This is a genomic window from Natronococcus sp. A-GB1 (genome assembly GCF_029688845.1).
Taxonomy (GTDB): Archaea; Halobacteriota; Halobacteria; order Halobacteriales; family Natrialbaceae; genus Natronococcus.
In genome coordinates this window covers 207,472-234,344 of sequence record NZ_JARUKW010000004.1, presented here as the reverse complement: position 1 = coordinate 234,344, position 26,873 = coordinate 207,472, and the positions used below count along the sequence as shown (strand labels likewise).

21 protein-coding genes are annotated in these 26,873 nt (G+C 66.0%); 12 read left to right on the top strand and 9 right to left on the bottom strand.

All coding sequences use genetic code 11. From position 1 onward, the window contains the following. Positions 1–65: 65 nt before the first annotated feature. Positions 66–2,000 (top strand): glycoside hydrolase family 36 protein, encoded by a 1,935-nt coding sequence (locus QA600_RS06905; RefSeq protein WP_278291216.1) that lies wholly within the window; start codon positions 66–68, stop codon positions 1,998–2,000. A gap of 94 nt (positions 2,001–2,094) precedes the next feature. On the opposite strand, the gene QA600_RS06900 is transcribed toward QA600_RS06905, so the two are convergent. The 4 genes from QA600_RS06900 to QA600_RS06885 all read right to left on the bottom strand — a co-directional run bounded on the left by QA600_RS06900 (position 2,095) and on the right by QA600_RS06885 (position 10,722). Next, a complete protein-coding gene (locus QA600_RS06900; RefSeq protein ID WP_278291215.1) occupies positions 2,095–3,585 on the bottom strand; it encodes a S8 family serine peptidase in 1,491 nt (496 codons plus the stop codon). Positions 3,586–3,692: 107 nt separating this feature from the next. Continuing rightward, positions 3,693–6,404, bottom strand: a complete 2,712-nt coding sequence (locus tag QA600_RS06895) for a S8 family serine peptidase (RefSeq protein WP_278291214.1) — start codon at positions 6,402–6,404, stop codon at positions 3,693–3,695. A 46-nt stretch (positions 6,405–6,450) separates the two neighbouring features. Beyond that, positions 6,451–8,460, bottom strand: a complete 2,010-nt coding sequence (locus QA600_RS06890) for a bacterio-opsin activator domain-containing protein (protein WP_278291213.1) — start codon at positions 8,458–8,460, stop codon at positions 6,451–6,453. Positions 8,461–8,625: 165 nt separating this feature from the next. Next, a complete protein-coding gene (locus tag QA600_RS06885; protein ID WP_278291212.1) occupies positions 8,626–10,722 on the bottom strand; it encodes a hypothetical protein in 2,097 nt (698 codons plus the stop codon). 593 nt (positions 10,723–11,315) lie between these two features. On the opposite strand from QA600_RS06885, the gene QA600_RS06880 reads away from it, so the two are divergent. The 4 genes from QA600_RS06880 (at position 11,316) to QA600_RS06865 (ending at position 13,497) form a co-directional block, all read left to right on the top strand. Continuing rightward, positions 11,316–11,510, top strand: a complete 195-nt coding sequence (locus tag QA600_RS06880) for a hypothetical protein (protein ID WP_278291211.1) — start codon at positions 11,316–11,318, stop codon at positions 11,508–11,510. A gap of 252 nt (positions 11,511–11,762) precedes the next feature. Further along, entirely contained in the window at positions 11,763–12,353 is a 591-nt protein-coding gene (locus tag QA600_RS06875) for a 50S ribosomal protein L15e (protein ID WP_005556697.1), read from the top strand. Positions 12,354–12,513: 160 nt separating this feature from the next. Continuing rightward, the gene (locus QA600_RS06870; RefSeq protein ID WP_005556699.1) at positions 12,514–12,948 is read left to right on the top strand and encodes a universal stress protein; all 435 of its coding nucleotides are present in this window, start codon (positions 12,514–12,516) and stop codon (positions 12,946–12,948) included. Positions 12,949–13,068: 120 nt separating this feature from the next. Next, positions 13,069–13,497 carry a low molecular weight phosphatase family protein gene (locus QA600_RS06865; RefSeq protein ID WP_278291210.1) on the top strand — a complete coding sequence of 143 codons (429 nt, stop codon included), beginning with the start codon at positions 13,069–13,071 and terminating at the stop codon, positions 13,495–13,497. A gap of 21 nt (positions 13,498–13,518) precedes the next feature. Here QA600_RS06865 and QA600_RS06860 read toward each other — a convergent pair whose 3' ends face one another. Both QA600_RS06860 and QA600_RS06855 read right to left on the bottom strand, forming a co-directional pair. Continuing rightward, entirely contained in the window at positions 13,519–14,229 is a 711-nt protein-coding gene (locus QA600_RS06860; RefSeq protein WP_005556703.1) for a phosphoribosyltransferase family protein, read from the bottom strand. 96 nt (positions 14,230–14,325) lie between these two features. Beyond that, positions 14,326–15,024: a helix-turn-helix domain-containing protein gene (locus QA600_RS06855; protein WP_278291209.1), complete on the bottom strand. Its 699-nt coding sequence runs from the start codon at positions 15,022–15,024 to the stop codon at positions 14,326–14,328. A 92-nt stretch (positions 15,025–15,116) separates the two neighbouring features. Here QA600_RS06855 and QA600_RS06850 point away from each other — a divergent pair, with 92 nt between their 5' ends. Continuing rightward, positions 15,117–15,719 carry a PEMT/PEM2 methyltransferase family protein gene (locus QA600_RS06850; RefSeq protein WP_278291208.1) on the top strand — a complete coding sequence of 201 codons (603 nt, stop codon included), beginning with the start codon at positions 15,117–15,119 and terminating at the stop codon, positions 15,717–15,719. 11 nt (positions 15,720–15,730) lie between these two features. On the opposite strand, the gene thrS is transcribed toward QA600_RS06850, so the two are convergent. Next, positions 15,731–17,680, bottom strand: a complete 1,950-nt coding sequence (gene thrS / locus QA600_RS06845) for a threonine--tRNA ligase (protein ID WP_278291207.1) — start codon at positions 17,678–17,680, stop codon at positions 15,731–15,733. A 317-nt stretch (positions 17,681–17,997) separates the two neighbouring features. On the opposite strand from thrS, the gene tenA reads away from it, so the two are divergent. Genes tenA through QA600_RS06825 form a run of 4 tightly spaced genes read left to right on the top strand, consistent with a single transcriptional unit; the run spans position 17,998 to position 20,799 of the window. After that, on the top strand, positions 17,998–18,657 hold the full coding sequence (gene tenA, locus QA600_RS06840) for a thiaminase II (protein WP_278291206.1): 660 nt from the start codon (positions 17,998–18,000) through the stop codon (positions 18,655–18,657). After that, positions 18,654–19,403, top strand: a complete 750-nt coding sequence (locus QA600_RS06835; RefSeq protein ID WP_278291205.1) for a TenA family protein — start codon at positions 18,654–18,656, stop codon at positions 19,401–19,403. Before tenA ends, QA600_RS06835 begins: the two co-directional genes overlap by 4 nt. Before the next feature lie 56 nt (positions 19,404–19,459). Next, positions 19,460–20,161 (top strand): HAD family hydrolase, encoded by a 702-nt coding sequence (locus QA600_RS06830; RefSeq protein ID WP_278291204.1) that lies wholly within the window; start codon positions 19,460–19,462, stop codon positions 20,159–20,161. After that, complete coding sequence (locus QA600_RS06825) at positions 20,158–20,799, top strand: class II aldolase/adducin family protein (protein ID WP_278291203.1); 642 nt, start codon at positions 20,158–20,160, stop codon at positions 20,797–20,799. Before QA600_RS06830 ends, QA600_RS06825 begins: the two co-directional genes overlap by 4 nt. Positions 20,800–20,873: 74 nt before the next feature. Here the strand turns inward: QA600_RS06825 and QA600_RS06820 are convergent, their stop codons facing one another. Both QA600_RS06820 and pyrE read right to left on the bottom strand, forming a co-directional pair. After that, the gene (locus tag QA600_RS06820; protein WP_278291202.1) at positions 20,874–22,946 is read right to left on the bottom strand and encodes a glycosyltransferase family 2 protein; all 2,073 of its coding nucleotides are present in this window, start codon (positions 22,944–22,946) and stop codon (positions 20,874–20,876) included. Between the two features lie 299 nt (positions 22,947–23,245). After that, complete coding sequence (pyrE, locus tag QA600_RS06815) at positions 23,246–23,773, bottom strand: orotate phosphoribosyltransferase (RefSeq protein WP_278291201.1); 528 nt, start codon at positions 23,771–23,773, stop codon at positions 23,246–23,248. Between the two features lie 122 nt (positions 23,774–23,895). Here pyrE and QA600_RS06810 point away from each other — a divergent pair, with 122 nt between their 5' ends. Both QA600_RS06810 and QA600_RS06805 read left to right on the top strand, forming a co-directional pair. Then, the gene (locus tag QA600_RS06810; RefSeq protein WP_278291200.1) at positions 23,896–25,320 is read left to right on the top strand and encodes an amidohydrolase family protein; all 1,425 of its coding nucleotides are present in this window, start codon (positions 23,896–23,898) and stop codon (positions 25,318–25,320) included. 363 nt (positions 25,321–25,683) lie between these two features. Then, positions 25,684–26,490: a hypothetical protein gene (locus QA600_RS06805; protein ID WP_278291199.1), complete on the top strand. Its 807-nt coding sequence runs from the start codon at positions 25,684–25,686 to the stop codon at positions 26,488–26,490. The last annotated feature ends 383 nt before the right edge of the window (positions 26,491–26,873 follow it).

Genomic DNA, 26,873 nt, shown 5'->3' with positions numbered 1-26,873 from the left:
TCACGGGGCCGCTACCTAAGCATTGCCATGAGAGCATATATGTAACGCCGGTTCGACGCGTCGCTATGGATGAGTTATCGGTCGACGAAACCAGGGTACGGTACGGTCTCGACGACTCCGTTTCGATCGCCGACGCGAGCGGCGAACTGCTCTCGGGGCGCCTCGACGCCACGGCGACGAATGGATCGGCAGAGTTGGAGATAACCGATATCGCAGCGACGGAGCGAGCCGGTGGGGTCGCCCTCTCTGTTGCAATCACGAACGAGGGCAGGACGACAGCGTCGCTCGATCGGCTTATTCTCTCCCTGGAGTCGGCCTTCGGCTCGAACGCGCGGATCTACCGTCACGGCTATCAATCCTGGTCACCGACGGCGACGCTCCCGGTCGGCGAGCGCTTCCCAGCCGAGGACTCGGACAACGCACCGATGATGCTCGATCCCGCCGCCCCCAGCGATCGGCGGACGAGCAGCTATCTGACCGGATTCGTCGACGAAGAACGGGCGCTCACGATGGGATTCCTCGAGCACGATCGGTTCTGTACTCGGTTCGATATCGTCGACGACACTGACGGCGTTCACGAGGTTACGGCGGTCTGTCCGTTCGAAGGGGCGTCCCTCGAGCCCGGGGCGACGCTCGAGGCCCCGACCCTGTGGGTGGACGCGAGCCGCGATCTCCGCGAAGGGTTGGCGGCGCTTACCGACCTGATCGGCGAGGAGATGGACGCTCGCGTCCCCAAGTCGGTGCCGACCGGCTGGTGTTCGTGGTACCACTACTTTACGGACGTTACCGAGGCGGACGTCCGCGAGAACCTCGAGGAGCTCCGGGAGTGGGGGATTCCAGTGGACATCGTTCAACTGGACGACGGCTACATGGAGGCGTTCGGCGACTGGCGTTCGATCGACGAGGGGTTCTCCGACATGGTCGCCCTCGCGGACGACGTCGAGACGGCGGGGTACAGACCCGGACTCTGGCTCGCGCCCTTCTATGTCGAGCGGGATGCCACGCTCTACGAGGACTATCCCGACTGGTTCGTAACGGAACCTGGAACCGCGGACGACGGGGTCGGCGAGCCCGTCGACGGCGGGTTCCGAGCGGGTTCGCAGCTCTACGGGCTCGACACGACCCATCCCGAGGTAGAGGAATGGCTGCGGGAGACGTTTGCGACCGTCGTCGACGACTGGGGGTTTTCGTACCTCAAACTCGACTTCCTCTTCGCGGCGGCGCTCCCGGGCGAGCGTCACGACCCGGATGCGACCCGGTTCGAGGCCTACCGCCGCGGGCTCGAGATCGTCGACGAGACGGTCGGCGACGACGTCCTCGTGCTCGGCTGCGGCGCGCCCCTGGCCCCGAGCATCGGGCTGGTCGACGCGATGCGGATCGGGCCCGACACCGACCCGGTCTGGGAGACCGAGGACGAGGCGGCGAGCCAGCCGGCGCTGAAGAACGCGGTCCGAAACACGCTCAACCGCCAGGTGCTCCACCGTCGCTGGTGGGTGAACGATCCCGACTGCCAGCTCGTCAGGGCGACCAGCGACCTCACCCGGGCCGAGCGCGAGGCGTTCGCCGCGCTCGTCGCGACGACCGGGGGTGTCAACGTCTTCTCGGACCGCATCGCCGAGATCGACGCCGAGGGACGGCGACTGCTCGAGCGCTCGCTGCCGCCCGTCGAGACGGGCGCCGTCGAGGGTCTCGAACGCTCCGAGTTCCCCGAACGGGTCGTCTGCGAGCGACCCGGCGACGGCGCGCCGACGGTTACGGTGTTCAACTGGGCCGACGCGCCACGGACGATCACCTTCGATCCCGCCGAGTACGTGACGAGCGCGCAGGACGCCGACTCGCTCGTCCTCTGGGACGGCGTTCGCGGCGAACGGCTCCCCGCCGAACCGCTCGAGTGGGAGCTCCCGGCCCACGGCACGGCGGTGTTCGCGATCGTCGAGGACGGGTCGAGTCCCGTCGGCGACGAGTCGACCCTTACCGGAGGGCCGATCGAACGGGAGTGAGCTCGACCGCTGACTTCAGGCTGAATCGAGTACGTCGAAAGAAGGTCCGAACGAACCGAGCCGTACCGAAGTCGTCCCGCCAGGTTCCGGCCGACTACTCGCCGCCGGGTGCGATCGTGGCCTCGCCGAAGTCGGCGAGGTCGTCCGCCTCCGCGCGTTCGACCGCGGCGTAGACGTCGGCGAACCCGGCGCCGACCGATTCTGCGGTGTAGTCGTCGTAGACATCCTCGACGGCCGTCGCCTCGAGCGTGTTCAGCACGTCGATCGCGTCGGGATACTCGCCGTGGGTCTCGTAGTAGGCGTCGACGACCAGCGTCGCACAGCCGGCGACACCGGGACAGGCCATGCTCGTTCCCGAGAGGCGGCCGTAGAAGAGTTCCTCGTCGGTTTCGGTCGCCTGTAGCGCGTGGGTGGGATTGAGCGTGCTCATCACGCTTCCGCCCTTCGCGGCGACGCCGTTGCGGTAGACTCCCAGCGGGCCGTCCGGGTCGTCGCCCGAGTAGAACGCCTGGTGGTTCTCGAAGGCCGTTTCGCGGTCGTAGTTGGTCACTCCATCGAAGTCGGGGGACCGTCCGCGCGAGGAGAAGTCGGTCACCGTCTGGTCGGCCTCGGTCGCCGCCACCCCGAGGACGTGCGGGCCCCGGGTGTAGAAGTTCAGCGTGTTCGTCTCGGGGCCGTCGTTGCCGGCGGCGAACACGGGCAGGATGTCGGCTTCGAACGCGTGCCAGGTGGCGACGTTGCCCGGATCGTTCGGGTCGTAGTCCTCGTCCTCGGCCAGCCCGTACGAGTTCGACACGACCTGGATATCGGTCTCGCCCGACTGCTTGCGCTCGATCATGTGGTCATAGGCCGCGACGATCGTGACGAGCGTCAGCGAGAGGTTCGCCGAGTAGGAGGTCAGCGCCGCGTCGGGAGCGATCCCCTTGTACTCGCCGTCGCTCTCGGTGCCGTCGCCGCCGACGGTGCCACAGCAGTGGGTCCCGTGGCCGTTGTCGTCGGTGTTCACGGGCCCGAGGTCCTCCCAGAGGACGTCCTGCTCGAGCGGATCACCGACCCACTGCCAGTTCGCTTCGAGGTTCCCTTCGAGGTCGGGGTGGGCGCCGTCGACGCCGGTGTCGATGACGGCAGTGTGAACGTTCTCGCCGGTGTAGGCCGCCTCGAGGTCCTCGCCGTCCTGGACGCGGTCGGCACCGGTCGTCTCCCGGCTGTCGTCGTTGAAGTACTCCAGGTCGCGGTTCGCGGAGACGTACCTGACCTCGTCCCAGTCGGCGACCGCGAGCAGCTGTTCGCCCGTGAGCTCGGTGTAGCCGACCGGCAGGGTAGTAAAGGAGTGATACCCCAGCGCGAGGTCCAGTTCCGCGAGGCGGTCGACCTGGTCGTTCTCCTCGAAGACGACGAGGGTCTCCTGGAGGGTGTCGCTCGCAGTATCGAGCGTCTCGTCGACGACCGTCCCGTCGGCGGCCGCGCTTCCGGCGAAGGGAAGCGTCGTCGCGAGGCCGGCGGCGCCGAGGCCGGCGACGAATCGTCTGCGGGTCGATGCACTGACTGGGTCGGTTCGCGTCTCGGTGGTCGAGTTCGTGGTCATAGATGGTGTGTCGTGTCGGTCCGGAGCGTCGTCAGTCGTGGATGGCGTCCCGATTCGGTCGCAGTCTCGACGGCGGCTCGAAAAGGGGGAACCGCCGTTCCGGTCAGCTACGTCTCCTCCGCAGCGACGGTGACCGTCCGGTCGGTGCCGCTGATCGCGGTCCACTCGCGGTCGGTGAGCGTCCCGTCGTCGTCCGTGTCGGTCGTCACCGCGATCGGCCCGAACGTGTAGCGGTCGGAGTCTTCGATGTCGTCGGGCGCCTCGGCGAAGTGGGTCAGCTCCTCGTAGGCGTCCTGGGGGTCGTCGACGCCGAAGTAGACGTGGGTGCCGCCACCGAAGGCGGGAGTCGTCGCCTCGACGTCGCCGTGGTCCTCGTCGACGTCCCAGTCCTCGGGGATGGTGTCGCGGACGACGACCTCCTCGCCGTCGGGGTGTCGAACCGTGACGTCGAGCTCGGTACGGTTGGTCTGGCCGCCCGTGAACGCGGAGGCGTCGTCCTCGCGCTCGCCCTCGACGAGCAGCCCCGCTTCGTCGAACGCGGTCTCGAGGTCGAGGTGGGCCCGACAGTCGAAGCCGTTGACCAGTCCGGGGATGTTCACCAGCTTCGCGACGACGTAGAACACGCGCTCGCCGCCGTTTGCCTCCAGATCGTCCGGAGAGACGGTCGTCGAAACCGAGGCGTCGCCCTCGATGCCGGCGTCGCTGTCGACGATCGTCGGATCACCGGTCTGCTCGTCGGGGTTCTGGGCGTCGTAGAGGAAGAGATCGACGTGTGGATCGCCCTTAGTCGCGCTCTCGTTCCCGCCGCTGTAGTGGCTGAAGGCGACCTCGGCGTCGATCTCGCCGGGATCGCTCACGCGGACGTGTCCGGCGATCGCCCGCTCGTCCTCGGGGACGGCGAGGCCGACGGTTCCCGAGACGGCGTCGTCGGTGAGGTCACGAATCACGGCGTCGATCGCGGGGCCGACGTTTGCCCGGCCGTATCCCTCGAACTGGTCGCGGCCGCCGTGGGTGTACCGGGGCGCCTTCGCCCGGTGGTAGGGGGCCGCGGTCAGCGCCGTCTCGCTCGCGGTCGCCAGCAGGGTCTGTTTGAGCCGGAGGACGTCGTCCCGGTCGGCGTCGGCCGGCTCGTCGAGCGCGATCGCCTCGGGCGCGTCGAACTCCATCGCTTCCGCGACGACGCCGGCGATCCCCGCCAGGGAGGGCGCCGCCATCGAGGTGCCGGCCTTTCCGGTATAATCGCGGACGCCGTCGTTCCCGTCGCCCTCGGTGTTCGCGCCGGCCAGCGGCGACTCCAGCGACGTGTCGAGGGTGACGTCTCCCAAGGTGTCGAGAACGGAGCCGGCGAGGTCGATCTCGTAGTCGGCGGGGCCGGTGATCGCGTCGTCGAAGGTGGTCTTCGGCTCGAGGTCGCTCTCGTCCACCTCGTCGAGTTCCTCGACCGGTTCGAGCTCGGCATCGGCGACGTCGTCTTCGGGTTCGGTCTCGGTGACGTCGTCTTCGGGCTCGCCCTGCAGTGCGGCGATGTCAGGGACGTTCAACGTCCCGCCGGGGGCGGTGACGTCGGGTTTCATGTAGGGTTCGTCGTGTTCGTCGATGCCGGCGATCCCCCCCGAGGAGTACGCCGAGATCCCGTCGCGGGCGCCGGTCGCGACGACAGAGATCGCCTCGCGGACGACCGCGGGCGCGGCGTTACCGGAAGCCGGTGTAGCGTCGTTACCTGCGGCGGCGACCGAGAGGATCCCCGCGTCGGCCAGGTTCCCGATGGCCTCGGGAACGTCGTCAAGCCGTCCGCCAGCCGCGCCGAGGGGGATGCCGCCGACGTACCCCCAGGACATGTTCACCGCGCGGACGTTGAGTTCCTCGGCAAACTCCTCCGCGTAGTCACCCATCTCGACGGTCGGGTCGCCGAGTCCCGACAGCGAGACGATGCCAGCGTCGGGCGCGATGCCGGCGTGCATCGAGCGGTCGCCGTCTTCGGTCCGGTCGCCGACGGTGTCGGTCGGATCGACGAACGCGCCGACGGCCACGCGCTCGACGGTCCCCGACGAGACGAGTTCGCCCTCCTGGGCGCGGACGTGGACGGTGTAGGTCTCCTCGCCGTCGTCGTGGACCGTCGGCGTCTGGGCGACGACGTTTTCCTCGAGGCTCGTGCCCACGAGGTCGCTGGAGGTCGTGATCTCCTCGCCGTCGGGGCCCTCGATCGCGATCTCGACGAGTTCGCCGTAGACGCTGGCGAAGACGCCGCTGTGGGCCTCGGCGTCGACCTCGTAGGAGAGGGTGTCGCCGAGGACGAGCGTCGTCCGGGGTTCGTCCTCCTGGTATTGGCTCCCGTCGAACCCGCTTGCCCGCCCGGTGCCGGCCATGATCGAGGCGACGTGGGTCCCGTGGCCGTTGGAGTCCCGCGGCCCGGAGTACTCGCCGTAGCGATCGAAGTCGTTGTGCCAGGCGACGAGTTTCGTCGTGTTCGAGGTGGTGCTTCCACCGGTGTTGGCGAACGGATTGCCGTCGATCTCGAACCCGTCTTCCGTCGAGACCGTCGCCCCGCTCCAGGGACCGAGATCGGGGTGGCGCGAGTCGGTGCCGCTGTCTGTCAGTGCGAGCGTTCGGTCCGCTCGCCCGCGATACCCACGGTCCCAGGCGTGTAGGGCCTCGCGTACCCGTACGTTCGTGAACGCCGTATCGACGTCCTCGCTGGCTCCGACGGTTGACACGCCGGCACCGGTCCCGAGCAGGCTGGCCCCGACGAGCGCACTGGTTCCCGCGACGAATTTTCGCCGCGTCGTGTCTGTTGCGTTAGCAGAGTTGTCTTGCGACATGGAGTAACAGAGGGATATTACAATAAAGAATCGTGAACCAAATCGACTAGGCCATCAGCTCGGCCAGGTCGACCGGCGGCTGGTGATCGAAGTACGCGCTGACGAGTTTGCGCTGGCACGTCCGGAGGTGCTCGTGGAAGGTCGGCTCCGTGATCCCGAGGACCTCGGCGACCTCTCCGCTGTTCGCTCCACGTGGCCAGTCGAAAAAGCCCGAGAGATACGCGGCCCGCAACACCTCCCGCTGACGGTCGGTCAGCGCGTCGTCGAACGCCTCCCTGACCACCGCGTCGGATGGCTCGGTCCGCTCGCGCTCGCGCTGGGCGAGGAGTTCGGTTCGGTCGTAGTACTCCTCGACGCCGTCAACGACCGCACGGACGTCGGCGTCGTATGGGAGTTCGACGACGAACCGTCCTTCGCCGTGGTCGGCGTCCGCCTCCCGGACGACGCCCCCATAATCGGCGATAGTTCCGGACACCGACGGCTCCGGTCCGGTCAACCGAAAGACACACTCCTCGCCGTGGTCCGCCACGACGGTCGCCTCGACGTCCGGGTCGTCGCCAACAGCCGAGAGCACCGTCTCGCAGTCCGTCCCGCGTATCGTGATGAACCCGGCGACTTCCCCGCTGCCGGTCGGTGAGACGCTCTCGACGGTCACTTCACAGCCCAGCTCCGCCGACAGTGCCACGTAGTCGATCGACCGATCGCGGGTCAGAAACTCGAGTTCGATGACCGAATTGGTGACGAGCGCGCGCCGTCGCTCGGCCGCGCTGATCGCGTACGCGACGGTCTCGCCGAGATCGGCGAGCACGGCCTGTTCGTCCTCGTCGAAGGCCTCCGGGCGCGGCGCGTACACGCAAAGTACCCCGTAGGTCGTTTCACGATAGCGAAGCGGCACGGCGATCGCCGACCGGAAGCCACGCTCTAGGGCCGCCTCGCGCCACGGTTCGAACTCGGGGTCCTCGGCGATGTGCTGTGCGGTCTGGATCTCGCCGGTCCGTATCGCGGTTGCTGCCGTGATGTGATCGCCCCGGTTCTCTTCGACATTGGGGCGGTCCTCGAGATACCCCTTTTCGATCCCCGCCCACGCCCGCGGCGTGACGCGGTCGCTTGCGGCCCCCTGCTCGCCGATCCACGCGAACCGGTACGGTTCCTTTTTCGCGAGGTGGGTACATACCGCCTCCTCGATTTCCTCGCGGGTGGAGGCCCGAACGAGCGCCTGGTTGACCTCCCGGATGACCGCGTTGATGTGGTTCACCGTTCGCAACTGTTCGGCCTGCTGGGCCAGGGCGCGCTGGCGGTGTTTGCGATCCGTTATGTCCCGTCCGATTCCGCTGATCCGAGCGCCCTCCTCGGTGTCGAGCAGCGCGCCCGTGAACTCGTAGGGGATCTCCTCGCCGTCCTTGGTCACGAGATCCGCTTCCGTTCGGACGGTCCCGCTCTCGAGAACCCGTCGGACCGCTGCCTCGATCGCCGCTACGTCCTCGTCGGCGACGAAGTCGGACGGCGACATCGACGCGACCTCCTCGTCGTCGTACCCGGTCACCTCGGACAGCCGGTGGTTCCACTGGAGCAGGTTACCGTCCGGATCGAAGACGAAAAACAGATCGTTCGACCGCTGGAGTGCCTCCCGAGTGAACTTCGCCTCTCTGGTGTCAATCGCGGCTCTGAGCGCAGTCGCGAGATGTGTCACTGTCGCGTTCCGGTCGTCTCCCCAGTGTACGCACCGCTCGACTCCGGCCGAGAGCGCCCGTTCTGCCGTCTGGTTGTCCTCGTAGAGGACGATCCACGCACTGGCCGGGACCTCCCATTTCTTTTCGGCAATACGCGAATCGGCAACGTCGGGGCCACAGACGATACAGTCGATCCGGTCGGCTCGAGTCCCGATCTCGGATAGCTCCGAACGGAGGGTTACGTCGATCCCGCATTCTCCGTCAAGTTGTTCCCCGAGGTCCTCGATGCCCCGGTCTCTGGATACGAGCGCGGTAGTGATCGTTCGGTGGTCGTGGCGAGGTCGGTGACCGATATGCTGCTCGGCTGTTCGATCGGGGCTCTTCACACTGTAACGCAGACGTTAGGAAATCCAAATCTGTTACGATTATTTATTATTGAAAACGCCCGGTGCGTTCGACTACGACGAGCTTCTGGTGCCGTGGAAGCTCACGTTCGGAAGGCAAACGATGCCGAGCAACCCAGCGTGCAGTTCCTGACTGTACCTAGTCCATTAGGTCTCGAGCCCGACGACGGTCTTCGTGACGGTCTCGGCGTTCTCCTTCCGCCAGCCGAAGTTGTTGACGCTGACGCCACCACCGTACTCGCCCGCCGGGTCGGGACGGGCGTACTCGACCGGCCCGACCGTGTACGAACCGGTGTCGATCAGCTCGGTCGGCACCTCGACGAAGTACCGCACCGTCCCCTCTTCGACGGTTTCGTCGGCGGTCACGACTTTGCGCTTCCCGTCGCTGATCTCGTCGACGCTGACGTCGCCGTCGACGACCTCCCAGTTGGCCGGGATGCGGTCGCGGACCCGGACTGGTTCGTCACTGTCGACGTGAATCTGCACCTGGCTGGTCTGTCCGGCCGTGAACAGCGAGGCGTCGGCCTCACGTTCGACGTCGAGATCGATCGGCGTGTCCTCGCCGACGGTCACGTCGTCGTGGGCGATCGCCTGCGTCCCCTCGTTGATCCCGCCGGCGAAGGCCACACCGTTTCGAGCGACCGCACACCAGTGGAACGGCGTTCCCGTCGAGAGGGCGCCGAGGGCGGCGTCGTCGGGAATATCGGGCCCGACCCGGCTGTACCCGGTCTCCTCGAGCCCGGGGTCGTCGGTGATCTCCAGAAACCGTGTCCCCGCGTGGTAGTGCCCAAGGACGACGGTCCCGTCGGCGTCGATGTCGAGGTTGTGCGCGCTCAGGTTGAAGTCGTCGAACCCCTCGTACTCCTGGTCATCGTCCTCGGCCTCCGCTTCGAAGCCGGGCGTCTCGTCGAACGTCTGCTCGTCCGACTCGAAGAGGATCCAGTAGTCCAGTTCCGTTTGCCCGTTGTCCTCGTACATCTCGAAGGCGGTTCGGCTCGCGGGCTCGACGCCGTCCTCGCGCACCGTCGAGGACGCGCCCAGGTAGACGGGCTCGTCGCGTTCGCCCGCGAGGACGTCGTCGATCGGATCGGCGTCGACGAGGTAGTAGTGGCCGCTCTCGCCGTCGTTGCGGACGTGGCCCTCGGACTCGTGGCTCGAGGGGTTCTCGTGGCCGGCGACGAACACGCGCGTCCCGTTCAGCAGCGTCGGCGCCGGCACCGTGTGGTGGGCCCGGTCCTGTTCGAAGACGCCGAGTTCCTCGATGTCTTCGGGATCGCTCACGTCGAGCAGCCGGGTGCCGGCGTTCCAGTTCGCGAGGTAGGCGACGGGCGTCCCGAACCGGGGATCGTCCTGGACGACGATGTCGTGGGCATAGGCTTCACCACCGTCGATGTCGGTCTCCGTCCCCGGCTGGGCGAGTTCGGCCGAGTAGTTCCACCAGTTGACGAACTCGAGCGTTCCGGCCTCGCGATCGAACTCGAAGACGTTGATGCCGCCGGTGACGCCGTCCTCTCCGTGGGTCGTAAAGACGTACTCCCCGCCGCCGATCTGGTGATACCAGGCGTTGTGCGGGCCGAGGGTCCACACCGACAGCGACGACTGCGTGACGAACTCGGGGTTGCCTGGATCGGAAATGTCGACGACCTCGAGCGCCGCGCCGTCGGCACCGCCGGCGTCCGCGTCGTCGTCGTCGTCGAGGTCGAGTTCGGTCTCGTCGAACAGCGCTGTGAACGGCTGCTTCGAGATGAACGCGTACTGCCCGTCGTCCGTGAGCTTGACGTCCATGCAGGCGGCGCCGTCGTTCCGGTTGCCGAAAAAGGAGAGAACGTTAAGCTCGGCCGACTCGAGGGCCGCCTGGCTCTCGGCGCGCGTGAACTGCCCGATATCGAGGACGGCCATCCCCCGACCCGGCGTCTCGTCGCGCGAGGAAAACACCGAGAGCACCGCGATGTCGTCGTGGAGACGCAACTCGGTGAGGCCACCGTAGTGTGGCTCGTCGGGGGAGCCGGCCATCGATGCCGAGCCGATCCCGCCGAGGCTGTGGTAGCCGACGACGTCGGTGTTGGCCGCGGCGTCGGCACGGTTCCCGTCGAACTGGTCGCCGTAGGGGCCATCGGTCGTGTACTTGTGACCGGTCGCGACGCCGCCGACCGCACTGACTCCCAGCGCGCCCGCAGCCGCCGTCAGTACCGCTCGTCTGGTCGTTCCTGTGAGCGTGTCGTTCGAAAGAGTGTCTCGCGGCATGGATTAACAGACGGGAAAGACGATCAAGAACCGTGAACCAAATCGGTTAGGACGCTCGCTCGCCGGGCAACACCAACACTTCTTACAGGAACGGCGAGACGCCACTCGAACGGCCATCGGACTCGGCCCTCGAGCCGAAGTCGCAACCAGTTCACACCCTGTACGTTTGACCACCGGCCGAAGCCGACCACGTGTTTGATGGTATGTGGATAGCTGTTACGTCCATGTCTTGTCGGGCCGATTCTTCTGTCTCCCCCTGTCGACCGACGAGAGAACTATTATTAAATTTATTACTGTTTACACTGTCGAACCGGCGGGGCTGACGCCGTTTCTGCACGGTGAAACGCTCGGATCGAAACGTTCTGAGGACGGGACGACGCGAGAGCGCAGCTGCGTGCGTTGCAAAAACAAAACATACGGAGCCACCCGGGAGAAGCCATACGCCGCTGATTTCGCCGCTGCTTCGGCTCGGCCGGCCCCTTCGGCTCCCGCCCGGCTGCAGTCCCCGAGAGTACCTGGTCAACACTTCGCACTGAAGAACGATGATAGTGAATCTCATAACTAACTTGGCTGAGGGTGTGTGTCCAGTTAGCATGAGCGAGACACCACTCGAGTATCAACGGGACGTGCTCGAGACCGTCGTCGACGAGGCGGTCAGCGAGGGGATGACGTCGGAGTCCGAGGCCGAGCAGCTACGGCACCGGGTCGAGTCACTCGAATCGATGCAGTCGGTCGATCGGCTCTGGGACGACCTCTCACAGGAGTACGAACTGCTCGAGCCGGCGTGACCGGCTCGAGGGCAGGAGCGCGGCGCCGCGCGCCGCGGACCAGCCAACGGTGATCGCAGGGAACCGGGAGCCGACAGCGAGCGCCGTCGTTGCGCTTCGAAGCGTTTATACTCGGCAGTCCGATAGATCAGGACGACTCGCTGGGTCGCGGGCGCCGGCGGGCACCTGTTCGGTTTCGACGCCCACAGGTCGGGATGTGATCCGCGGGACCGACCCGCTGGGTTGAACCAGGAAACGCCCGCAGTGATCACGATGGCAAAGAGCTTCTACTCCCACATCAAGGACGCGTGGAAGGACCCCGACGACGGCAAACTCGGTGAACTGCAGTGGCAGCGCAAACAGGAGTGGCGCGACCAGGGTGCGATCGAGCGAATCGATCGTCCGACCCGACTCGACAAGGCCCGCGAACTCGGCTACAAGGCCAAGCAGGGTATCATCGTCACTCGCGTCTCCGTCCGCAAGGGGACGGCCCGAAAACAGCGACACAAGGCTGGTCGCCGCACCAAGCGCCAGGGTGTCAACCGGATCGGCCGGCGCAAGAACATCCAGCGCATCGGCGAGGAACGGGTTTCCCGGAAGTACCCCAACCTGCGGGTGCTCAACAGCTACTGGGTCGGCGAGGACGGCTCGCAGAAGTGGTTCGAAGTGATCCTCGTGGATCCCGAACACCCCGCGATCCAGAACGACGACGATCTCAACTGGATCTGCGACGACGCCCACACCAACCGCGCGTTCCGCGGCCTCACGAACGCCGGCAAGGCAAACCGCGGGCTGAACAACCGCGGCAAGGGCGCCGAGAAGGTTCGCCCGTCCAACACGGGCGGCCAGGGCCGCGCGAAGTAACGCCGGCTCGAACCCGATCTTCGATTCTTTGAACGTCGATAGCCACGGCTCCGCGAGCGGACGAAATCTCCATACGACCCCAGCTCGCGGAGCGAGAATCGCCCCACTGCGTGACCGTTTGTGGGGTGTACTTATCTGGGATGATACTGTACACCGAGCCATGGCGAAACGAATCCTCGTTCCGATCGACGACTCGGACCGCTCGACACAGGCTCTCGAGTTCGCGCTCGAAGAACATCCCGAAGCGTCGGTGACGGCACTCCACGTCCTCGATCCGGGCGACTTCTACGCGGCGACGGGGATCGAGGGCGGCGCGATGGCCAACTACGACGAGATCCAGGATCACCACGAGACACGGGCCGAGAACATCCTCGAGGACGCGGCCGAACACGCGAGTCAGCTCGGCGCGACCATCGAAACGGACAAGATCGTCGGCGGGATCTCCCGGTCGATCGTCGACTACGCCGAGGACAACGAGTTCGACCAGATCGTCGTCGGCAGCCACGGACGAACCGGCGCCAGCCGCATTCTCCTGGGAAGCGTCGCCGAGACCATCGCCAGACGCTCCCCAGTTCCGGTGACGATCGTCCGCTGAAGCCGGCCCTCACGGCTTCGTGTTCCGAAAACCGCTCCCGTAAGTATCCATATATGTGGCTATAGTTCTCACTCCACCGAACATACGAACCGTTAGGTTGCGGCTCGGACAGAGCGTCGTATGGAAGCCGACCCGACCCGTATCGCGATGGTGTGCGTACAGAACGCCGGACGGAGCCAGATGGCGACCGCCTACGCCGAGCGCGAACGCGAGCAGCGCGGCCTCGAGGGAGAGGTCGAGATCGTCTCCGGAGGAACCCACCCCGTCGAGTCGGTCCACGACGTCGTCCGCGAGGCGATGGCCAAGGAAGGGTTCGATCTCTCCGATCGAACGCCACAGGAGGTCTCCGATGCGGAGCTCAAGGCCTGCGACTACGTCGTGACGATGGGGTGTTCGACTCTCGAGCTCGATGCCGACACCGACATCCGGGACTGGGTCCTCGAGGATCCTCACGGGAAGGAGCTCGAGCGGGTTCACGAGATCCGTGAGGACGTGCGAGGTCACGTCGCGGCGCTGTTCGACGAGCTCGAGGCCGAGCGAAACGAATAGTTGACCGGAGAGAACGGGCAGTTAGACGGAAACCAGCGAACCGATCGGCGCGTCCGTCCGGTCGCGGGCGCGTTCGATCCCGTCGTCGCCGGCCGCGATGAGCGCGAAGACGCCGGCGACGTCGGCGTCGGCGGTCTCGACGATGTCGAGCAGGAGTTCCTGGGTCTCGCCCGAGCGGATGAGGTCGTCGACGACGAGGACGGACTCGCCCTCGTCGATCGCCGCGGCCGGCAGGTAGTAGGTCAGCTCGATCCCCGACTGGAGCCGCTCGCGGGCCTCGATGAACTCCTCGACTGCGGTCTCCTTGGTCTTTTTCGCGTAGGCACAGCGGGTGCCGTAGTAGCTCGCCAGCGCGCTCGCGAGCGTGATCCCGTCGGTCGCAGCGGTCAGGACGACGTCCGGACGGTCGAACTCGAAGGCGTTGGCGACGACCGGCGCGGCGAGGTCGAGAAACGGCTGGTCGAACACCGTCGCCGTGTTGTCGACGTACCCCTCGTCGTCGACGCTGATTCGGGCGTCTAGCTCGTCGGCCAGCGCCTCGCGGCCGAGGTCGTCGACGACCTCGCGGGCACGCTCGGTGCCGGGCAAGACGTGGCCGTTGACGTACCGGTTGAGGTCGCCCGCGGGAAGACCCGTTTCGGCGGCGAGCTCGTCGTAGGTGCGCGTCTCCTTCAACATTCCCAGAACGTCGACCGCCCGAAGCTGGAGGGCGGCCTTCTCGGCGCGGTTCATACTAGTATGCACGATGCTGCAAGTATGGGCATTTCGATTCATTTTGTGGCGTGTTCACACCACGTGTGTGTATCGCCGGAAACGAGAGCAGGCGATTCAGCGGCCGTGGCGGTCGAGCTCGCAGGACTGACCGTAGCGGCTCTCCAGTCGTCGCATGACCCGCGCCTGGGCCTTCTGTAGCAGCGTCGCCGCCGTGCTCGAGGCACAGTCGAGCACCTCGGCGACGTCGTCGACCCCACCCTCGCGGGGCACCTCGAAGTAGCCGACCTCGACCGCGGCCCCGACCGCCTCGAGCTGTCGGTCGGTAAGATCGCCGACGAGTGGCGCGTGACGGCGATCGTACTCGCCGACCGTCCGCACGGTGACGTCGATCGCCTTCGGGAGGTTCTCGAGCATCGCTCGCAGGTTCTCGCCGGTGCCGACGACGGTCATCGAGAAGGCCGCTGTCGAGTCGTAGACGATCGGCGGCACCACCAGGAGATCCAGCGCGGCGAACGCCCGCCGCCAGCGAACGTCCTGCTCACGGGTCTCCTGACAGATGTAGCAGTAGAAGGAGCTGTCATCGACGGGAGTCAGGTCGAACCAGCGGACCGAATCGACCGTCTCGAGGGTGTCCTCGTAGGGACCGCGCTCTCCCGCAACGTAGAACAGTTCGTACTCGAGGGTCGGCTCCCGGTCGTCAACGTTCCAGGCCCGCAGCTCTTCATACCGTACCGCCTCGCTCTCCCGGATGAACCGCTGCATCGGATGGAGCATCGCGTCGGGCTGGGAGAGACGAGCTTCGAGGTACTTCATTCGGGTCCCCTCGAAGCTGGCCCGCGAACACTTATAAAATCGCTAGTGGATCCGTGAGAACGCCGAGGCAGGTCCGCCCGTAATCGTCGGCTATGTTCGGCTGGAACACCCTCGAGTCGCTGGCGCCCGCGCTGTTTGCCGTCGGGATCGGTGCCCTCTCGCTTAACGCCGCGGGCGTCGTCGCCAGCGCCGCCGGCGCGGCGCACTACTGGCCCCCGGGAGAGCGCGACTGGCGATTCTACGCCCAGTGGTCCCTCTCGCAGACGTTCACGATCTGTCTCCTGCTGGTCGCCGTCGCGGACTGGAACGCGCTCGGATCACCCCACGGTCCCTCGCTGCTCGTCGGACTGGCGCTGGTCGTCCCCGGTTTCGCGATCGCGATCGCTGCCGGGGTGGATCTCGGGGGTGAGGAGACGGTCGGCCTGACCGGGAAGCTCCGAACCGACGGCTGGTACCGCTACTCGCGAAATCCACAGTACGTCGGCTACATTATCGCGAGCGTCGGGTTCGCGCTGCTCGCGAACTCGGCGTTCGTCGCCGTCCTCTGTGCGGTGTACGTCGGCTGGTGGCTCCTGCTCCCGCTCGCCGAGGAGCCCTGGCTCCGCAAGCAGTACGGCGAGGAGTACGAACGCTACGCCGAGCGAGTACCTCGGTTCGTCAGCGTAGAAACCGTACGAGCGTTCGCGTCGAACTGACCGGGCTCTCGTCAGCCCTGCAGGAAGTCGGGTTCGGAACGCTTCTCTGCGCGTTCAGTCTCGAGGTGCTCTCTGAACGAGTCGATCTCGACGTCGTACTCCTGGTCCTCGAAGCGGTCTCGCACCGAGATGTTGCCGTCGTCCTCCTCGTTGTCGCCGACGATGATCTGGTAGGGGACCCGGTCGTCGTGGGCCGCCCGGATCTTCCGTTCCAAGGTGCTGTCGCGCTGGTCGACCTCGACGCGGAACTCCTCGAACTCGTTTGCAACGCGGTGGGCGTAGCCGAGGTTGTCGTCCGAAATCGGCAGCACGCGAACTTGCTCGGGCGCAAGCCACAGCGGGAACCGGCCCTCGAAGTGCTCGATGAGCATCATGAAGAACCGCTCGTAGCTGCCGTACAGCGCGCGGTGAATCATCACGGGCTGGTGCTGTTCGTTGTCCTCGCCGACGTAGTCCAGATCGAAGCGCTCGGGCATGTTGAAGTCGAGCTGGACCGTGGGGCCGTCCCAGGAGCGCCCGATCGCGTCCTCGAACGCGAAGTCGATTTTCGGTCCGTAGAAGGCGCCGTCGCCCTCCTCGATCTCGTACTCGTGGGCGCGGGCCTCGAGGACTTCCTCGAGTTGGTCCTCGGCGCGGTCCCAGATCTCGTCGCTGCCGACGGACTTCTCGGGTCTCGTTGCCAGCGCCATCTCGTAGTCGAGGTCGAACGTCTCGAGGACCTCCGTGATCATGTCCATGATCTCCTCGACCTCGCTGCGGATCTGGTCGGGGCGGATGAACAGGTGGCCGTCGTCGATCGTAAACGCCCAGACTCGCGACAGTCCCGACAGCTCGCCGCGCTGTTCCTTGCGGTAGACCTTCCCGTTCTCCGCGTAGCGGATCGGCAGATCGCGGTACGACCAGGACTGGTCCTGGAAGATGGCGGCGTGGCCCGGACAGTTCATCGGCTTCAGGCCGAACTCGTCGTCGCCGACGTCGAAGATGAACATATCGTCGGCGTAGTTCTCGTAGTGGCCCGAGCGGTGCCAGAGATCCGTCTTGAACACGTGGGGCGTCTCGACGTAGTCGTAGCCCGCGTCCTCGTTGAGGTCCTCGACGAAGCCCTCGAGCTCCTTCAGCACCGTCTTGCCGGCGGGGTGATACAGCGGCAGTCCGGGGCCGGTGACGTCCTGGATCGAGAACAGGTTCATCTCCGAGCCGATTCGGCGGTGGTCCCGTTTCTCGGCTTCCTCCTTGCGCTCGAGGAAGCTCTCGAGGTCGCTTTCCTCCTCGAAGGCCGTGCCGTAGATGCGCGTCTGCATCTCGTTTTCCTCGTCGCCGCGCCAGTAGGCGCCCGCGATCTCGAGCAGTTTGACGACGCCGATCTCGCCCGTCGAGTCGACGTGGGGCCCGGCACAGAGGTCCTCCCACTCGCCCTGTTTGTAGAAGCTCACGGTGTCTCCCTCCTCGGCGAGCTCCTCGAGCAGCTCGAGCTTGTAGGGTTCGTCGGCCAGCCTTCCCTCGGCCTCCTCGATCGAGACGTCCTCGCGCTCGATATCGTAGTCCTCGGCGACGATCTCCTCGATCTCGTGTTCGAGCTCCGCGAGGTCCGCTTCGTCGATCTCGAGGTTATCGAAGTCATAATAGAAGCCCTCGTCGGTCGGCGGGCCGATCGCGAGCTTGACCTCCTCGTCGTCGTACAGTCGCTCGACCGCCTGCGCGAGGCAGTGCGAGGCCGAGTGGCGCATCACGCGCAGGTACTCCTCGGAGCCGTCGGTGACGATCTCGAGTTCGGCACCGTCGTAGACGGACTCTTCCTTGGCGACGAGCTCGCCGTCGAGCTTGCCTGCGACGGTGTCGCTTCCGAGCCCGGGCCCGATCTCGTAGGCGCAGTCCTCGACCGTCGCGCCGGCGTCGACCTCGAGTTCGGATCCGTCTGGCAGTACGACCGCTATCCGTTGCTGTGAATCTGATTCTGACATGGCTGTAATCGGTTGGGGAACTTCGGTGAGAAGTTCGGACGGGCGTCCGCGCACACCGCTCGCCGGTGGATCGACACGCCGAGCGGTAGGTAGTGGTTAGAAGCGGGCGAGAGCCCCTGTAAAGCGGACACCTACCATCGTGGATACAAGTTGTCTCGAGCGGGATAAAAGCGTTGTGATGGTGTGCGCTCGGATCGCACCGGGCCTCGAGCAATCGGTATCGATGCCCCGCCAACGACGGCAAATCCGCAGACGGTCACGTGTATTATTAGGTGGTATTCGCCAATTATATCTCCGCTCGGATCGAACTACCGCCGATGGCTTTCAGCGACGACCTCCTCGAGCACGGCAGTCACGTCTGGGAGGCACAGCTCGAGCATCCCTTCGTGGTCGAACTCGCCGAGGGGACGCTCGACGAGGACGCGTTCGAACACTGGGTGAAACAGGACTACCGATATCTCCTGGACTACGCGCGGCTGTTCTCGATCGCGGGCGGGAAGGCTCGCGACGAGGCGACGATGACCCATCTGCTCGGCGTCGCCCACCAGGTGCTGGACCACGAGATGGATCTCCACCGTGAGTTCGCCGCCGATTACGGAATCTCGGTCGAGGAACTCGAGCGCGTCGAGAAGGCCCCGACCTGCGTCGCGTACACGAGCTTTCTCGTGCGAACGGCCCACGAGGGCTCGATCGCCGAGATCGCCGGGGCGCTGTACCCCTGTATGCAGGGGTACCTCGACGTCGCCGAGCACATGGCTGACCTCGCGACCGAGGAACACCGCTACACGCCGTTTATCGAGATGTACACGAGCGACGAGTTCCGGGAGGCGACCGACTGGTGTCGCGAGTTCGTCGATCGCTGCGGCGAACGCTACCCCGGCGAGCACGAGGCGATGCGCGAGGCGTTCCTGACGAGCGCCAAACTCGAGTACCGATTCTGGGAGATGGCCTACACACGGGAGGGGTGGGAGCTGTGAGCGACGTCCCCGCCAGCTACGACGAGTACGCCGCTGGCGTCGACGAACCCCGGTTTACCGACTGGCTTCGGGAGCGCTCGGAGCCGGCGTGGACCGACGCGGTGACGCACCCGTTCACCCGCGAACTCGGTGCGGGAACGCTCGAGACGGACGCCTACGCGACCTACCTCGTGCAGGACTACGCCTTTCTCGAGGCGCTGGTCGGCACCTTCGGCTTCGCGGTCGGACAGGCGCCGGGGATCGAGGCCAAGCGGCCGCTGATCGAGTTCCTCGAGACCGTCACTGGTACCGAAAACGACTACTTCCAACGGTCGTTCGACGCGCTGAACGTTCCCGATACCCGCTGGAGCGATCCGGACCCCTCGCCGACCGCGGCCGCGCTGGTCGACCTGCTTGGACGGGCCGCCCGCGAGGGCGGGTACGCCGAGACGCTGGCCGTGCTCGTCCCCGCGGAGTGGATCTACCGCGAGTGGGCGACCGCAGTCGCAGCGGAGTATGGCGATCCCGACACCGAACCGCCCAGCGACGGGGCCGACCTCCCGTTCTACTACGCCGAGTGGATCGACCTCCACGCGGTGCCGTCGTTCGTCGCGTTCGTCGACGAGCTCCGCGACCAGCTGGATACGGTCGGAGCAGAGTGCTCGACACGACGACAGGCACGAGTCGAGCGACTGTTTCGGCGAACGGTTGATCTCGAGGTCGCGTTCTTCGACGAGTGCTACGACGTGGACTCGGGGAGCGGGTAAGACGCTGCTTCGCACGGACCGGTACTCGTTTCCACCTCGACCGTAACGGGTAGCGTATGACAGCCAACGTCGTGCTCTTCGACCTCGACGACACGCTCTATCCGTACGCGCCGTGTCGGGACGCCGGCCTCGAGGCGGCCCGCGAGACAGCCTCCGATCTGGGCTACGACTTCGACGCGACCGCGTTCGACGAGTTCTATCAGACCGGCCGTCGGGAGGTGAAACGCGAACTCTCCGGCACCGCAGCGACCCACGAACGGTTCATCTACTTCAAGCGCGCGGTGGAAGAACACACCGGCGAGCCCCGGGCTGGCGACGCCCTGGCGCTCGGCGAGGCGTTCTGGGAGGGGTACCTCGAGGAGATGGAACTCTTTCCGGGCGTCGAGGAGACCCTCGAGACCCTCCGGAGTGAACTGGTGGACGTCGCGATCACGACCAACCTGACGACCCGTATCCAGCTCGCGAAGGTCGAGCAACTTGGACTCGAAGAGTACATCGACGTTCTGGTCACTTCGGAGGAGACGGGTCGGGAGAAGCCGGGTTCGGTCATGTTCACCCTGCCGCTGGCCCGGGTGGACCGACGCGTCTCGGAGGCGGTGATGGTCGGCGACAACGTCGGCGCGGACATCGTGGGTGCCAACGCGGTCGGCCTCGAGACGGTGCTGTGGAACGCCGAGCCCGACGAGTCGCTCGAGGGACGGCGACAACCCGACCACAGGATAGATGCCTTCGGGGAGCTAACGGAGCTGGTACTGTGATCCTCGAGTCCGAGCGCCGACAGGTTGTCGCACACGCCGCCGAGCTGGCCGAACTGACCCCCGCGCGGACGGGGAATCTGAGCGTCCGCGAGGGCACCGACGGCGACGCGTTCGCGATCACGCCGACGGGGGTCCCCTACGACAGCTTCGACGTCACCGAGACGCCCGTGGTCGGCGTCGACGGCGAGCAGCGCGAGGGCGAGATGGCCCCCAGCAGCGAGGTGCCGATGCACAGCGCGATCTACCGCCGCGAGGACGTCGGCGCCATCGTCCACACTCACTCCCCGTGGTCGACGGCGCTTGCGGTCGCCCACCAGCCACTGCCGCCGATCCACTACATGATCGTCGCGGTCGGCAAGGAGGTTCCCGTCGCCGAGTACGCCCCCTACGGCTCCGATCAACTGGCCGCGAACATCGTCGAAGCGATGGACGAGGCTGGCTCGACCGCCTCGTTCATCGAGAACCACGGGCTCGTCGTGACGGCGCCCGACCTCGAGGCGGCCCTCGAGAACACCCACCACGTCGAGAGTCTGGCTCGACTGTATCTCGAGACGCGTTCGGCTGGTCTCGAGCCCCGACGGCTCTCCGACGAGCAGTTAGAGACAGTGCTTGAGAAGTTCGAGTCCTACGGACAGTAATTCGACGCACGGTCGATCGGTTCGGGATCGACGGGCGGCGGAAGCGGTCGACTCTCTCTCGTCCGATCCGTATCCTACTCCGTCGATTTCTCCGTTACGTACCACAGTCGTGGCGCACCCGCGAGCTGGAGGTACAGCGCGTGCAGTTGGACGAACCAGCCGAACAGGACCCAGAGATTCGCGTAGGCGATCACCTCGCCAACGCGCTTCGGCGTGGTCGGGAACGGGATCTCCGGATCGCACAGCGCCGCGTAGCCGAAGGAAACGACGCGAGCGGGCAGCATGAACAACCCGAGCGCGATCGCCGCGTAGAGCGGCAACGGCGGCGCGAAACCCACGAACCAGAGGATCATGAGGATCGGGAAGACCGTCGACACCGGCGCGCTTATCGAAGTGAACAACAGCCACTCGATCCCCAGGGTTCGGCGCCAGCCTAGTTCTCGTCGGGATCGGAGAATGTCCCCGAAGTGCCGTATCGAAGCCTGTACCCAGCCGCGGGCCCATCGGACACGCTGGCGCACCAGCGCCCGAACGGTCGCGGGATGGAGCTCCCACCCCACCATGTCGGCCGTGTACTCGACCACCCAGTCGGTTTCGCTGTAGAGCCGGAGCGTGAAGTCGATGTCCTCGGTGAGCGCGTCCGGGTCCCAGCCGTCGACCGCCCGGGGAACCTCGCGGCGAAAGAGGGCTATCGATCCGCCGAAGTGTCCCGCACCGAAGATATCGTCCATGAACGGGTGGTCGATCCAGGTGCTGTGCTGTCGTTCGACGCTCACGTACCGCGAGAAGGCGTCCGTGCCTGGGTGGGACGCCGCTTTCCGCCCCTGGACCACACCCACCTCGGAGCGCTCGCGCAGAATCTCGACTCCGCGCGCGACGGACTCGAGCCCGATGGTCTCGTCGGCGTCCAGGATGAGTGCGTACGGCGTGTTTACGTGTGACCACGCCTGGTTGAGATCCCCTGCCTTCGATCCCGACGTGCCCTCTACCACGCGGAGTCGGTCGTGGGTCGCTGCGTACTCGCGGGCGATCGCTACAGTGCCGTCGTCGGACTTCGCCGCCGGAACGACGAGAAACGGGAGGCCGTCGAGCACCTCGAGGTTCGTCGAGAGGCTCTCCGGTAACACGTCCGCCTCGAAGGCGGCGGTGACCACCACGGTGACGGGCGGGTCTTCGGACAGCGAGGGTGGATCGGATGACGGTCGCTGTCGCCGTCTGTGAGCGTATGCGGTCTGCAGATACTCGATCGTGGTGACGAGAAGGAGCCAGCCGAGAAACGCGACGACCGCCCAGACGAACACCGGCGTGGCGACGAGGAATACCGCCAGCAGCAACGCGTTCAGCAGGATGATGAGGGTCGCGCCGTGCTTGAGGACGGTGACGACGGTACCGGTGAGTGGCTCGAGCAGGTCCGGTGGCGAGGGCGGGCGACCGAGGATACCGAAGCTGAGGACCGCCGCACCGCCGGCCGCGACCGCGGCCGATCGCGCGAGCGGCGACGGAAGCGTCAGCTCGCCGGCGGGAACGGTAAAACCGGTCGCTGCGGCACCGATCAGTCCGACGATGAGGGAGATGAGTAGTCCTGCCTCCCACCGGGACATCGTGTCGGGCTCGGGCGGCGTGTCGTCGGCGATCTGGCGCATCCAGAACGTGTGGAGGATAAGCGACGCGAAGCCGGTCGCGTACATGATAAGCGCCGCGCTCGGATCAAACGGTCCCACACCGAGGACTAGCGTCATGCCGGCAAACATAGTCGTATGACCCGTCACGGGGACCAGCCATCGGGTGCTTCGGGAAGCGCCAAGCGGATGGACGTTGATGGCGAAGAGAAACGCCTGTACTCCCAGCGCGAGCGCGGCCATGCGCTGAGAAATCGAGAGCTCCGGTGGCAGCACGCCGCCAGTGATTCCTGCCGATACGAACAACACCAGCGGACCGCCGACGAGGGCGGCGACGCCGCCTACGGGTCGAACCGCGCCGTACCGAGTTCGTAGCCACGCAGCGGCGATCGTTAGGCCACCGAGGACGGTTCCGCCCACGATGAGGATTGCACTGCCCGCTTCCCATCCCGCTCCTTTACCGACGATACCGGCCAGCATCGAGGCCACCGCTGCATACCAGACGAAACCGCGCAGTCGCGATACCATCACCGCTAGGAGACCGATTGTGCAGAAAAACTCTCGTCTTGCAAAAGATTTCCATACAAAAACCCTCTATTCTAGTAATAGTTGGTATTATCGTGCGCCACTATCGCAATATGTATGAAGTATTGATGAAGGATGTATACGGCTGATCTCGAGGTGGTATTTTGGAACTGTCGACCGTCTACCGACGGTTGCGATGCGATCGGATCGTATACGCGGCCCGAACGGTAACGAACGCCGTCCGAAAAGAGGGTACGCGCGGATCCCGACCGGAATCGGTACGGAGACCGGATCGCAGGCCCTCAGTCCCGCTCCGCCAGCAGTTCCTCGGCCGTCACGAGCGCCTCCATCTCGAGGCCCGCCTCTTCGACGGTCTCGCGGCCCCCTTCCTGGCGGTCGACGACGACCAGCGCGCGCTCGACGGTCGCACCCGCCTCGCGCAGCGCCTCGACGGCCTCGACCAGGCTCGTTCCTGTGGTGACGATGTCCTCGAGGACGACGACCTCCTCGCCTTCCTCGAGGCGGCCCTCGACCAGGTTGGACGTGCCGTACTCCTTGCGCTGCTTGCGGACGATGACGTAGGGGGCCCCCGCCGCGACGCTCGTGGCCGCGGCCAGGGGAACCGCGCCGAGGGCGACGCCCGCGAGCTTGTCGTCGGGCTCGAGTCGCTCGGCGAACGCTTCGGCGATCGCCTCGAGACAGTTGGGATCAGTCTCGAAGAGGTACTTGTCGACGTAGTACTCGCTTTTGCCGCCGTGGGAGAGTTCGAACTCGCCGAACTGGACGGCGTCGGCCGCACGCAGGGCGTCGATGAGCTCCTGGTTGGTCATTGCGAGAAGGAGTGCGTCCTACCGAAATAAGCGGTCTGGTCCCAAGCGCCCGACGGTTCGATTCACCCGCACCGAGTTCCGGTTCGCCGACGGTTTTGTCGGCGGGTGTCGTCGGTCGGGGTATGGACCTCGCTATCACGAACGTCCTCGCACTGACGATGCGTAACGACCGACTGGGCATCCTCGAGGACGCGACGATCGGAGTCGACGGCGGTCGGCTCGCGTACGTCGGCTCGAGCGACTCGCTCGACGACGAAGCGGAGCGAACGATCGACGGCGACGGCCTCGTCGCGACGCCCGGCCTGGTGAACGTCCACGCCCACACCGACCTGACGCTGCTGCGCGGTGGCGCACAGGACGTCCCCGAGATCGAGTGGATGAACCGCGCGCTCGGACCGCTGTCGGCGGCGATGGAGCCCGAAGATCGCGTCGCGGGTGCCCGGCTGGGCGTCCTCGAGGCGCTTCGCTCGGGCGTGACGACCGTCGGCGAGTACGCCCACGATGTCGAACGGCTCGTCGACGAAGCTCACGAGCCGATGGGCGTCCGCACCGTCGCGACGGAGACGATCAACGCCGTCGACGGCCCGACCGACCATCTGGGTCCGGACGAGCCGTATCCGATTAGCGAGGAGCAGGGGTGGAGTGCGCTCGAGCGCAACGAGACCCTGTTCGAGGCCTGCGCCGACCGCGAGCGCGTCTCGGCGCTGTACGGGCCGCAGGCGCTGGACATGGTTCCACGGGAGCTGCTCGAGGAAATCCGCGAGCGCGCCGAGTGCCACGACCGGGGGATCCACATGCACGTCGCCCAGGGCGAGCGCGAGCAGCGCCAGATCGAGGCCCGGTACGGCGCGGGTGAGACGACGGTGAGCGTCCTCGAGGAGCTCGGGCTCGTCTCCGACCGATTGCTCGGGGCCCATCTCCACGGCGCGACCGCCGAGGAACGCACCCGCCTGGCCGATTCGGGCGTCCGGATGGCCGCCAACCCGAGTTCGATCGCCGCCATCGACGGGATCACGCCGCCGATCGTCGAGTACCGGGGGTCGGGCGGCGTCGCGGGAGTCGGTACCGACCAGGCGCCGGGACCCGGGGGCCACGACTTCCTCCGGGAGCTACGGACCACCGCGTTGCTCGCGAAGACGAAGCGAACCGATCCGACGGCGTTTCCGGCCTGGGAGGCCCTGCGAGTCGCGACGATCGAGGGCGCCCATGCGCTCGGGATCGAGGATCGGGTAGGGTCCCTCGAGGCGGGAAAACGGGCCGACCTCGTTCTGTTCGACCTCGAGCATCCGTCGACAGCCCCCGTTGTCGCCGAACCGCTGCATACGGCCGTGCCGAATCTCGTCTACGGCTCGAACGGGGGCGTCGTCGACACCGTACTGGTCGAGGGCGAGGTCGTCCTCGCGGACGGCGAGCTTCGGACCGCAGAGGAAGAAGCGATCGTCGCCGAGGCGAACGACCGTGCGGCCGACGTGTTCGACCGGGCCGGCGACGCGTGGCGAGCGGCCGGCTCGGAACTCGTGGGAGCCGTCGAGGACGGGTGGGTGTAGCGCTGTGACACCGCATGGGATGCGGTTCGATGAATCGGCGTACTGGCCCTCCGTTCGAGGTTTTTCGAGCACGACACGCTACAGGAGCGCTCGCGGGCCGATAGCTGACACTCCACGCGGTCTTCGAGCGTGACGCGTCGACCGGGCCGACGGACCGTCCCCTGACAGCGGTGAACGCGGCGCAGTGTCGACTGAGGAGGGGCTGTGACCCCGTCGTGGTCGTACCAGAAAATACTAGAACAACAAATAGTATCAAAACAAGACATGTTTGTGGATGATAACAAACACAGAATACGGACGTCTCGATGCCTCAGGCACAGTTGTATATAATTACGTTCATTAATTTTTATTATAATGAAATTGTTGGAACGTGATACAGAGCGGCGGACCGTCGGAGCCGGGAGACGAGCGGTCATCCGAGCGATCGGTGTCGCGAGTCTCCCACTGCTCGCGGGGTGTGTCGGCGGCGAGGACGACGACGCCGCGGACGCGGACGACGCAGACGACGTTGCGGACGCAGACGACGACGCGGGGGAGGATGCGTCGGACGACGCGCCCGACGTTCGCCCGTCCGAGATCGACCTCGAACCGGACGACGCGTGGGACGACGACCACCCCGACATCGAGATTCCCGACGAACCCGGACGGGCGGTGCTCGTCCTCGGTGACGACCGGTACGAGATGGAGGGGGACTTCAGCGGTGGACCGAGAGAGGAGATGTACAACATCGTCCAAGAGGGCGACGAGTTCGAAGGGGACGGGGTGTACTTCCTCATGGACGGAATATTCCAGGTGACCGACGAGAGCAAAGCAGAGTACGGCCTTGAGGAGGACGGCTACAACGTCCGGTTCTTCCGACGGATGGTCGGGTGGTCCGGAAACGAGTTCAGCTACCTGAACTCCGACGAGATCGAGATCTGGTGGCCTGGCCTCATGGAGATGATGAAGTACGTCTACCGCGAGGCCGCCGACGGTTCCGCGGAGGTTCGGGACTCGCCGATCACGACCTACGGTGAGGAGCCGTTCCTGCGGATCGACCGATCGGGCGTGCTGACGGCGACCGGCACGATCGAAGACCCCGGGGAGAGCGAACTACCGGCGGGCACGGCCTTCGAGTTCGGCGCACGCGCGGACGAGGGCTGGATGGATCGACGGGAGGCAGAACGATAAACGGACGCGGCGAGGACGACGACGTCGCGGCCGTCGTGGTCGGAGACCACGGGGAAGTCGACCTGCGATACCCCGTTCCGCACTACTCGGTTTCCGCCGTGACGGACGGCGTCCGTGCGGATATCGACGTCACCTGATTCGGGTCGAGCACCGTCACGCTCTGGCTCGGTCTCAGCGGGGGGCAGTGAAACGGAACCGACCGCCGCCGCGAGGGATGGATCGACACGGCCCGCTCCGTCGTGAGTCGGTCTCGTGCCGTGTGAGTCCGTTACATTCCTTCGAACGACGTCGTCGCTGCCGTTTCACTCCAGCACGGTCTGTGGCCGCTCGAGGCCCTGTACTGGTCGACGACGTGCTCGTCGCGACCGTCGAGAACCGGTGGT